The following is an 8,755-nucleotide window of genomic DNA, read 5'->3' as shown; positions in this document are numbered from 1 at the left end:
AGCCTCGCCGAGCAACTCCGGCACGTGGAGCGCTGGTGGGACCGCGACCAACGCGACGACGCCGCCCGCGACGCCATCCTGTGGGGCACCTCCATGCCGTCGGCGATCGAGACCGCCGCGTCCGCCCGCCGCGGCGACGACGACTTCGCGACGCGCCTCGCCGACGCCGCGGCCGACCTCGGCAACATCGACGGTCTCCTGAGCCTTTACCTTCCGCACTCCAAAGAGAACAACGACGCCTGATCGGCTGCGCCGTCGTCGTAGACGTATCCAGCAACCGTCCGAACAACGAGTAGACGCGAATGTCTTTCGTCGTCGCTGCAGATCCGAAGCGGGCACCCGAGGAGATCGCCGCGGCCAGCAAAAAATCAAAGGGGGATTCGCCCAAGTCGAGGCAGTCTGCTACGCCAGAATCTTCAGGCCGGGGGCAAAGCGGCCCTGGACGCGGTGGACAAACTTACGATCCTGGCGCAGACCCTGGGCGCTGACGTCTTCGGCTCTACGACGCGGTCTACGCGATCAAGAACCAGCTTCAGGAAGCCCGGGACAAGTTGAGCACGGCCTGAGCGCCGGATCACTGAGGCACTGCGTGACTGACTCCTGAACTTGGGCACGTATTGGGCACAGACGGCCGCTGAGAGCCGGTCGCACCCGGGGACGGCCGGACATCGCGCGAACGGCGCCTGACCTCGATGTTGCAGGTCAGGCGCCGTTTCACATGTTGATCAAGACGTGGGCACAGCTGGATTCGAACCAGCGACTCCTGGTTTGTAAGACCAGTGCTCTAACCACTGAGCTATGCGCCCGCTGCCGGAGGTCCGGCGACCCGGGAAAGCCTACCGAAATCAGCGGCCTGCCTGGCAAACCGAGGGGGTTTCCCCCGGCTCAAGTAGGGGCGGCTCGTCGGCGGAGGACGCGGCTCAGAGCCGCTTCGACCTCCTCTGACAGGCCCGGGGCTCCGGAGGGGACCAGCGTGTCTCCGGTGCGTTCGGCGGTGCGTACGTGGCCGCAGTCGCGGCACTCGATCTCGCCGAGGCGGCATACCAGGGCCGATGAGCGGCAGGTCGTGCAGTGGTCCAGGTCGGCGGTCCAGCCGTCGATGGTCTGGCATTCGGGGCAGACCAGGATCTGGCGCTCCTTGCGGACCGCGCGTTTCCAGGGGCTCGCGCCGCGGATCGGGTCGGTCTGCCGGGCCCCGCAGCGATAGCAGGGCATGGCCCCCTCCAGAGTGTCCGGGGCCGGGCCCGCCGTCACGGCGCGCCCGGCCGCAGGAGACTACGAGATTTCGGCGAGTGCCTTGCGGTACTCGTCGATGTCACGGGCGTCCGGAATGGCGTTCTCGACCTTCCACCGGACCACGCCGCCCTTGTCGATGATGTACGTGCCGCGCTGGGCGAGGCCCGCGTCCTCGTTGAAGATCCCGTACGCCTTGGCCACATCGCCGTGCGGCCAGAAGTCCGAGAGCAGGGGGAACTCGTAGCCCTCCTTCTCGGCGAAGGCGCGGTGCGCGAAGACCGAGTCGACGGAGACGGCCAGGACCTGGACGTCGTCGCCGCCCAGCGTGGGGAGCTCGTCGCGGATCGTGCAGAGCTCCCCGGTGCAGATGCCGCTGAACGCCAGCGGATAGAAGACCAGGACGACGGTCTTCTTCCCCGTGAAGTCCGAGAGTTTCACCGGAGTGCCGTGCTGGTCCTTCAGCTCGAAGTCCGGTGCGGCGTCGCCAACCTCAATCGCCATGTTCTGTAACCTCTCAACGGATTTTCGGACGCAAGCGCCAGTCTGCCACCCGCTGCCGAAGAGGCGGTCAGGAGACTCGCGGAACCCGCGAGTGATGACGATCCCCCCGCATGAGGTAGGTCAACGCCGTGCCTTGGGTGTCACCAGGCGGGTGCCGGACCACTCGCGGGCCGCGCTGATGCTGCTCGTCTGCGACAGGCCGGCCGTCTGGGCGGCCTCGCCGATGTCGCTGGGCTCCACGTGGCCGTCGCGCCCGGCCTTCGGCGTGAGCAGCCAGATGTGGCCGCCGTCCGCCAATGTGGTGAGCGCGTCGGACAAAGCGTCGAACAGATCACCGTCGTCGTCGCGCCACCACAGCAGCACGACGTCGACCACGTCGTCGTAGTCCTCGTCGACCAGCTCGTTCTCCGAGACCTCTTCGATGGAGCTGCGCAGCTCCTCGTCGCAGTCGTCGTCGTAGCCGATCTCCTGCACCACCTGGCTCGGTTTGATGCCGAGCCGTTCGGCCAGGCTGCTCTGCGCCTGACCCGCGGTCGCGCTCACGAACGTCCTCCCTGTGTCGGGGCCGCTATCCGGGCCACGATGATCATTGTCTGCCGCTCGTGAGGTGCGGCATTGCCGGACAGTTCACACGCCGGACCACCCCGCGCGCAAGTGTCTTGCCCGCATGTGAGCAAACCCGTCCACCTGTGTCAACCGCCGTCAATGAAGCTGAGCCGTACGTTGCGCACGACATTGTCCACGTTGAGGTCGACAACGGCCACTGATTGCCAGGTCCCGAGGGCCATCTTTCCCCCCACGACGGGAATGGTGGCGTACGGCGGAACGAGAGCCGGCATCACGTGTGACCTGCCGTGCCCGAGTGACCCATGAGAATGCGTCCATCGATCGTCTTTGGGCAAAAGCGCGCGCATCGCGTCGAGCAGGTCCGTGTCGCTCCCCGAACCCAGCTCGATCAGCGCGATTCCGGCCGTCGCGTGCGGAACGAAGATGTGCAGAATCCCGTCGCCCGCGCCGGTCCGGCCGAGGAAGTCCGCGCACTCGCCGGTGATGTCCTGAACGGTCTCCCGGCTACCGGTGGCCACCCGGATCACTTCAGTTCTCATGTGCTCTGTCTACCTGTCCGCACGGCTGTCCGGGTGTGGTCTCGGCGAGATCGAACCGGGCCGATCGCGACGGTCGTTTCACCTCCTGACGGCGGGTATCCCCTGAGTACGGGCTCTCCACACGGCGCCACGCGCGGCCGGGAGCCAGGGCACTACGGTTACCCGGGGGTAGAGATGCGTTAATGCTCACGACGTACGACGATGGTCTGGACAACCGACGACCAGACCTGCACCTGGGTGAATAAGAAGGGGACCCCGTGGCTTCCGGACGCCAGCGCTTTTCGATCATCAGCGACGGCCTCCCCAGTCAGCTTCCGGACATCGACCCCGATGAGACCCGGGAGTGGCTGGAGTCGCTCGACACCGTCATCAAGACGGAGGGCCGCAGTCGCGCCCGCTACCTCATGCTGCGCCTCCTGGAACGCGCGCGTGAGCAGCAGGTGGGCGTGCCGGGCCTCCGCAGCACCGACTACCTCAACACGATCTCGCCCGAGCGGGAGCCGTGGTTCCCCGGCGACGAGTACGTCGAGCGCCGGATCCGCGCGTACATCCGGTGGAACGCCGCGATCATGGTCTCGCGGGCGAACCGCCCCGAGCTGTCGGTCGGCGGCCACATCGCCACGTACGCCTCGGCGGCCTCGCTGTACGAGGTCGGCTTCAACCACTTCTTCCGCGGCAAGGACCACGGCGAGTCCGGCGACCAGGTCTTCATCCAGGGCCACGCGGCGCCGGGCATCTACGCGCGTGCGTTCCTGGAGGGACGCCTGCCCCAGGAGAGCCTCGACGGGTTCCGGCAGGAGATCTCCCACCCGGGCGGCGGCCTGTCCTCCTACCCGCATCCGCGGCTGATGCCGGAGTTCTGGGAGTTCCCCACGGTGTCGATGGGGCTCACCGCGATCAACTCGATCTACCAGGCGCGGTTCAACCGTTACCTGTACAACCGCAAGATCAAGGACACCTCGCGCTCCCACGTGTGGGCGTTCCTCGGCGACGGCGAGATGGCCGAGCCGGAGTCGCTCGGCGCGATCGGCCTGGCCGCCCGCGAGGAGCTCGACAACCTGACCTTCGTCATCAACTGCAACCTGCAGCAGCTCGACGGCCCCGTACGCGGCAACGGCAAGATCATCCAGGAGCTGGAGTCGTACTTCCGCGGCGCCGGCTGGAACGTCATCAAGGTGATCTGGGGCCGCGACTGGGACCCGCTGCTCGCCCAGGACGTCGACGGCGTGCTCGTCAACAAGATGAACACCACGCCGGACGGCCAGTTCCAGACGTACTCCGTCGAGACCGGCGACTACATCCGCGAGCACTTCTTCGGCGACGACCCGCGGCTGCGCAAGATGGTCGAGCACATGTCCGACGACGACATCCGCAAGCTGTCGCGCGGCGGCCACGACTACCGCAAGCTGTACGCCGCGTTCAAGTCCGCGCGCGAGCACGTCGGCCAGCCGACCGTGATCCTCACCCACACGATCAAGGGCTGGACGCTCGGGCCCGACTTCGAGGCGCGCAACGCGACGCACCAGATGAAGAAGCTCACCAAGGCCGAGCTGAAGGAGTTCCGCGACCGGCTCTACCTGGAGATCCCCGACTCGGCGCTCGAGGCGGACCTGCCGCCGTACTACCACCCGGGCGAGGACTCCGACGAGATCCAGTACATGCGTGAGCGGCGCATGGCCCTCGGCGGCTACCTGCCCAAGCGGCACAACCGCGCCAAGGCCCTCAAGCTGCCCGGCGACCCGGTGTACGCGGAGCTGAAGAAGGGCTCGGGCAAGCAGAACGTCGCCACGACGATGGCGTTCGTACGGCTGCTCAAGGACCTGATCAAGAACGAGGACATCGGCGCCCGGTTCGTGCCGATCGCGCCGGACGAGTACCGCACCTTCGGCATGGACTCGCTGTTCCCGTCCGCGAAGATCTACTCCCCGCACGGCCAGACGTACGAGGCGGTCGACCGCAAGCTGCTGCTGTCGTACAAGGAGTCCGAGCAGGGCCAGATGCTGCACGAGGGCATCAGCGAGGCCGGTGCGATGGGGTCGGCGATCGCCGCGGCCACGTCGTACGCCACGCACGGCGAGCACATGATCCCGGTCTACATCTTCTACTCGATGTTCGGGTTCCAGCGCACCGGCGACAGCATCTGGGCGCTGGGCGACCAGATGGGGCGCGGCTTCCTGCTGGGCGCCACGGCGGGCCGTACGACGCTGACCGGCGAAGGGCTCCAGCACAACGACGGCCACTCGCCGCTGCTGGCCTCGACCAACCCGGCGTGCGTCTACTACGACCCGGCCTGGGCGTTCGAGCTGGCCCACATCATCAAGGACGCGCTGCGGCGCATGTACGGCTCCAGCGAGGAGCACCCGCAGGGCGAGGACATCTTCTACTACCTGACGGTCTACAACGAGCCGTACCAGCAGCCCGCCGAGCCGGCGAACCTCGACGTGGACGGCGTGCTCAAGGGCCTGTACCGGTACGCCGAGGCGCCGGAGGTCGAGGGCGAGGCGCCGGGCGCGCAGATCCTCGCGTCGGGCGTCGGCGTCCGCTGGGCCCTGGAGGCGCAGCGCATGCTGGCCGAAGAGTGGGGCGTGGCCGCCGACGTGTGGTCCGCCACGTCGTGGACGGAGCTGCGCCGTGAGGCCATCGCCGCCGACGAGTGGAACCTCCTGCACCCCGAGGCCGACCAGCGCGTGCCGTACGTCACCCGCGCCCTCGACGGCCAGCCGGGCCCGATCGTGGCGGTGAGCGACTTCATGCGCGCGGTCCCCGACCAGATCGCGCAGTGGGTCTCGGGCGACTACACGTCGCTGGGCACGGACGGGTTCGGCTTCTCCGACACCCGCGCCGCCGCCCGTCGCTTCTTCCACGTGGACGCGGCGTCGATCACCCTCGCGGTACTGACGCGCCTGGCCCGTCTCGGCGAGGTCAAGCAGGAGGTCCTGCAGCGCGCCATCGAGCGCTACCAGCTCGGCGAGGGCGCGGAGGTCGTGGTCGGCGCGGACAAGACCCCGGCGGAGACCAGCACCGACTCGATGACGACTCCCGGCTGACCCGCCGGCCGGTTGCGCTGCGGCGGTCAGAACATTCCGTGTGGGTGGGGCATCTCGTCGGGTATCGGTTGAACGACGTCCCAGTGCTCGATGATCACGCCACCGTCGACCCGGAAGAGGTCGACGGTGGCGAGGTCGCCCTGTGGGGTGGCCACGTGGGTGTGCACGGCGACCAGGTCTCCGTCGGCGAGCAGGTGCTCGGCCGTTACGGTCGCGTCCCGCAGGTGCGCGCTGCCGGGCCCGCTCAGGTAGTCCGCGAATGCCTGGCGCCCGGACCGTGCCGCGGGGTCGTGCGCCACGAGCGGGTTGTGCGAGACGAACTCTTCGCCCAGCAGTTCGGCGAAGCCGGCGATGTCGCCGGCGCCGAACCGGGAGACGGCCTCCAGGACGAGCCGCCGATGCTGTTCGGTAGGTGAGGTCGATGTCATGTCATGCCTTCCGGGTCGGTAGTGCGTGTTCACCCGGTATGACGGATGCGGGACCGCCGGCGTCACGCGTGACGCCGGCGCCCGCCGAAACGTCTTAGTTGATGAGGTCTCCAGGGGAGGGTGCGATGGACACGGCGGGCGAACTGTTCGAGAAGCACCGGGCCGCCCTTTCGGCAGCGGCGTACCGGATGCTGGGTAGCCGGGCAGATGCCGACGATGTCCTCCAAGAGGCATGGCTTCGCTGGAGCCGGGTGGACCACGGCTCGGTCGCGGACCCCGGCGCGTACCTCTTCCGGCTCGTGACCCGGCAGGCGATCGACGAGCTTCGCAGGATACGGGCGCGCCGGGAGGTGCCCGCCGACGACGACCGGCCGGACGGGCCGGCGGCCGACTCGCCCGCCGGGCCGCGGCCGGTCGACACGGTGGCGGCGGGCCTGTTGGTCGTCCTTGAGGCCCTGTCCCCGACGGAGCGTGCGGTGTTCCTGCTGCACGACGTGTTCGGCTTCTCACATGCGGAGATCGCGGTCATCGTCGGACGCACCGAGCGGGCGGTCCAGCAGATGGCCTACCGGGCCCGACGGCATGTCCGCGCGCGCCGCCCGAGGTTCCGGCCTACGCCGGGTGAGCACCGAGCGACCACCGAACGCTTCCTGGCCGCTGCGGCCCTCGGCGGTGACCTGGTCGGCTACGGCCGGGCCTGTGCCACGTCCTCAGCCTGACCCGGACGCCCTCAAGGCCGGACGCTTTCAAGGCCGGACGCTTTCAAGGCCGGACGCTTTCAAGGCCGGACGCTTTCAAGGCCGGACGCTTTCAAGGCCGGACGCCCTCAAGGCCGGACGCCCTCAAGGCCGGGCGGCCTTACATCTCCTCGGACGGTGGCTGCGGCGCGGTGTGGCCGCCGTAGGTGGCGATCTTGTACTCGGTCGCCGCCAGGGACAGGGTCAGCTCCTTCAGCTGCAGGCGGATCGTGTCGCGGTGTTCGAGCAGCATGTCCAGGCGCTCCGGGACGGTCGCCTCGCCCTCGTCGACGAGCCGCACGTAGTGCTGCAGGTCGCGCATGGCCATCCCGGACAGGCGCATGCGGGTCAGGAACACCAGTCGGCGTACCGCCTCCGCGTCGTAGCTGCGGTGGCCGTCGGCGTCGCGGGCCACCGCGATCAGGCCGATCCGCTCGTAATAGCGCAGCGTGTGCGGCGACATGCCGAGCAGGTCGGCGACCTCGGTGATCGTCATGGGGCCGGTCGGGGCGTCGGCGTCGACGAGACGGTGGATGACCTCGACCGAGATCGGCCCGTCGACCTCGCCGAGCGCGGACAGCGCCTTGGACATCAGATCGTCGGTGGCCACGTGCCTCACCCTAGATCGGGCGGGCCGGCGCGGCGGCTTCGGGGAAGTCGGCGGCGTGGGCGGTCGGTGCCCGGTGTTCGAGCTCGTCCAGGCTCCGGCGGTAGGACCGTCCGATCCGTTCGACCGCCTCGCGGCCGAGTGGGAGCCGCAGCGGCAGTTCGTCCCCGGCGACCAGGTCCACGATGATCTGCGCCGCCCGTACCGGATCGCCCTCCTGAAGGCCGTCGGCGCCGGCCATGTCGTCGCGGACGGCCTCCAGCACCCCGGCGTACGCGGGGCTGGATCCGGCGAACCAGAGCACGTCGGGCGCGTTGAACGAAGTGCGGAACCGGCTCGGCTCCACGATCATCACCCGGACCCCGAACGGCGCGACCTCGCCGGCCAGTGCCTCCGACCAGCCGTCGAGGGCGAACTTGCCCGCGGAGTACGCGCCGACGCCCGGGAAGGAGACGCGCCCGCGCTGGCTGCTCATCTGCACGATCGTGCCCGACCCCTGGCCGCGGAAGTACGGCAGGGCGGCCCGTACGAGCGCGGCCGGGCCCAGCAGGTGGAGTTCCAGGGACGCGCGCAGATCCTCCTCGCCGATCTCCTCGGCCGCGCCGACCACTCCGCGGCCGGCATTGTTCACCAGCACGTCCACCCGGCCGAACCGATCGATCGCCGAACGCACGACGTCCTCTGCGCGACCGGTGTCACGGACGTCGAACTCGGCGACCAGCACCTGGTCGCGGTGGGCGGCGGCGAGGTCGGCCACCGACCTGGTCCGCCGTACGGCCAGCACCACGTCGTCCCCCTGCTCGATCGCGCGTTCGGCGATGGCGCGGCCGAAGCCCGCCGACGCGCCGGTGATGATCCATCTCCGCTCGCTGCCTGATCGCGATGTCATGCCGGGGACGCTGGGAGTTCGAGCGCGCTCGAACGCAAGCGCGGCGACCTCCGCTCGACGGCCGCCCGGATCGGCACGAACCGGGCGCCGATGTCCTCGTGGAACGGGCAGGGCCCGGCGCCCCGGTGGCACCGCCGGGCGGCTTCTCGGCCGCCTGCGCGAGTCACCCTGCCGCGCGACCGGTGGTCACTCGCCGGCCCAGGC

10 protein-coding genes and 1 tRNA gene are annotated in these 8,755 nt (G+C 69.2%); 3 read left to right on the top strand and 8 right to left on the bottom strand.

The window, feature by feature from the left end; genetic code table 11:
• A partial coding sequence (locus ACFFNX_RS36975) for a hypothetical protein (RefSeq protein ID WP_378210684.1) occupies nucleotides 1-243 on the top strand: 243 nt, incomplete at its 5' end.
• A 490-nt stretch (nucleotides 244-733) separates the two neighbouring features.
• Here ACFFNX_RS36975 and ACFFNX_RS36970 read toward each other — a convergent pair.
• The 5 genes from ACFFNX_RS36970 to ACFFNX_RS36950 all read right to left on the bottom strand — a co-directional run bounded on the left by ACFFNX_RS36970 (nucleotide 734) and on the right by ACFFNX_RS36950 (nucleotide 2,843).
• Nucleotides 734-806: transfer RNA gene (locus ACFFNX_RS36970), tRNA-Val, on the bottom strand.
• A gap of 79 nt (nucleotides 807-885) precedes the next feature.
• A complete protein-coding gene (locus tag ACFFNX_RS36965; protein WP_378210683.1) occupies nucleotides 886-1,215 on the bottom strand; it encodes a hypothetical protein in 330 nt (109 codons plus the stop codon).
• 60 nt (nucleotides 1,216-1,275) lie between these two features.
• Nucleotides 1,276-1,737, bottom strand: coding sequence for a peroxiredoxin (locus ACFFNX_RS36960; RefSeq protein WP_378210682.1), 462 nt, complete (start codon nucleotides 1,735-1,737; stop codon nucleotides 1,276-1,278).
• A gap of 120 nt (nucleotides 1,738-1,857) precedes the next feature.
• Complete coding sequence (locus ACFFNX_RS36955; RefSeq protein WP_285581524.1) at nucleotides 1,858-2,280, bottom strand: DUF3052 domain-containing protein; 423 nt, start codon at nucleotides 2,278-2,280, stop codon at nucleotides 1,858-1,860.
• Nucleotides 2,281-2,429: 149 nt separating this feature from the next.
• Nucleotides 2,430-2,843: a secondary thiamine-phosphate synthase enzyme YjbQ gene (locus ACFFNX_RS36950; protein ID WP_378210681.1), complete on the bottom strand. Its 414-nt coding sequence runs from the start codon at nucleotides 2,841-2,843 to the stop codon at nucleotides 2,430-2,432.
• Between the two features lie 257 nt (nucleotides 2,844-3,100).
• Between ACFFNX_RS36950 and aceE the strand changes: the two genes are divergently transcribed.
• Nucleotides 3,101-5,890 (top strand): pyruvate dehydrogenase (acetyl-transferring), homodimeric type, encoded by a 2,790-nt coding sequence (gene aceE, locus ACFFNX_RS36945; protein WP_378210680.1) that lies wholly within the window; start codon nucleotides 3,101-3,103, stop codon nucleotides 5,888-5,890.
• A gap of 26 nt (nucleotides 5,891-5,916) precedes the next feature.
• Here the strand turns inward: aceE and ACFFNX_RS36940 are convergent, their stop codons facing one another.
• A complete protein-coding gene (locus ACFFNX_RS36940; protein WP_378210679.1) occupies nucleotides 5,917-6,318 on the bottom strand; it encodes a nuclear transport factor 2 family protein in 402 nt (133 codons plus the stop codon).
• Nucleotides 6,319-6,443: 125 nt separating this feature from the next.
• Between ACFFNX_RS36940 and ACFFNX_RS36935 the strand changes: the two genes are divergently transcribed.
• On the top strand, nucleotides 6,444-7,037 hold the full coding sequence (locus ACFFNX_RS36935) for a sigma-70 family RNA polymerase sigma factor (protein WP_378210678.1): 594 nt from the start codon (nucleotides 6,444-6,446) through the stop codon (nucleotides 7,035-7,037).
• A 139-nt stretch (nucleotides 7,038-7,176) separates the two neighbouring features.
• On the opposite strand, the gene ACFFNX_RS36930 is transcribed toward ACFFNX_RS36935, so the two are convergent.
• Nucleotides 7,177-7,665 (bottom strand): MerR family transcriptional regulator, encoded by a 489-nt coding sequence (locus tag ACFFNX_RS36930; protein ID WP_378210677.1) that lies wholly within the window; start codon nucleotides 7,663-7,665, stop codon nucleotides 7,177-7,179.
• Nucleotides 7,666-7,675: 10 nt separating this feature from the next.
• A complete protein-coding gene (locus tag ACFFNX_RS36925; protein WP_378210676.1) occupies nucleotides 7,676-8,551 on the bottom strand; it encodes an SDR family oxidoreductase in 876 nt (291 codons plus the stop codon).
• Nucleotides 8,552-8,755: the final 204 nt, after the last annotated feature.

It is taken from the genome of Actinoallomurus acaciae (genome assembly GCF_042429965.1).
Taxonomy (GTDB): domain Bacteria; phylum Actinomycetota; class Actinomycetes; order Streptosporangiales; family Streptosporangiaceae; genus Actinoallomurus; species Actinoallomurus acaciae.
This window is presented reverse-complemented; position numbering and strand designations above follow the sequence as displayed.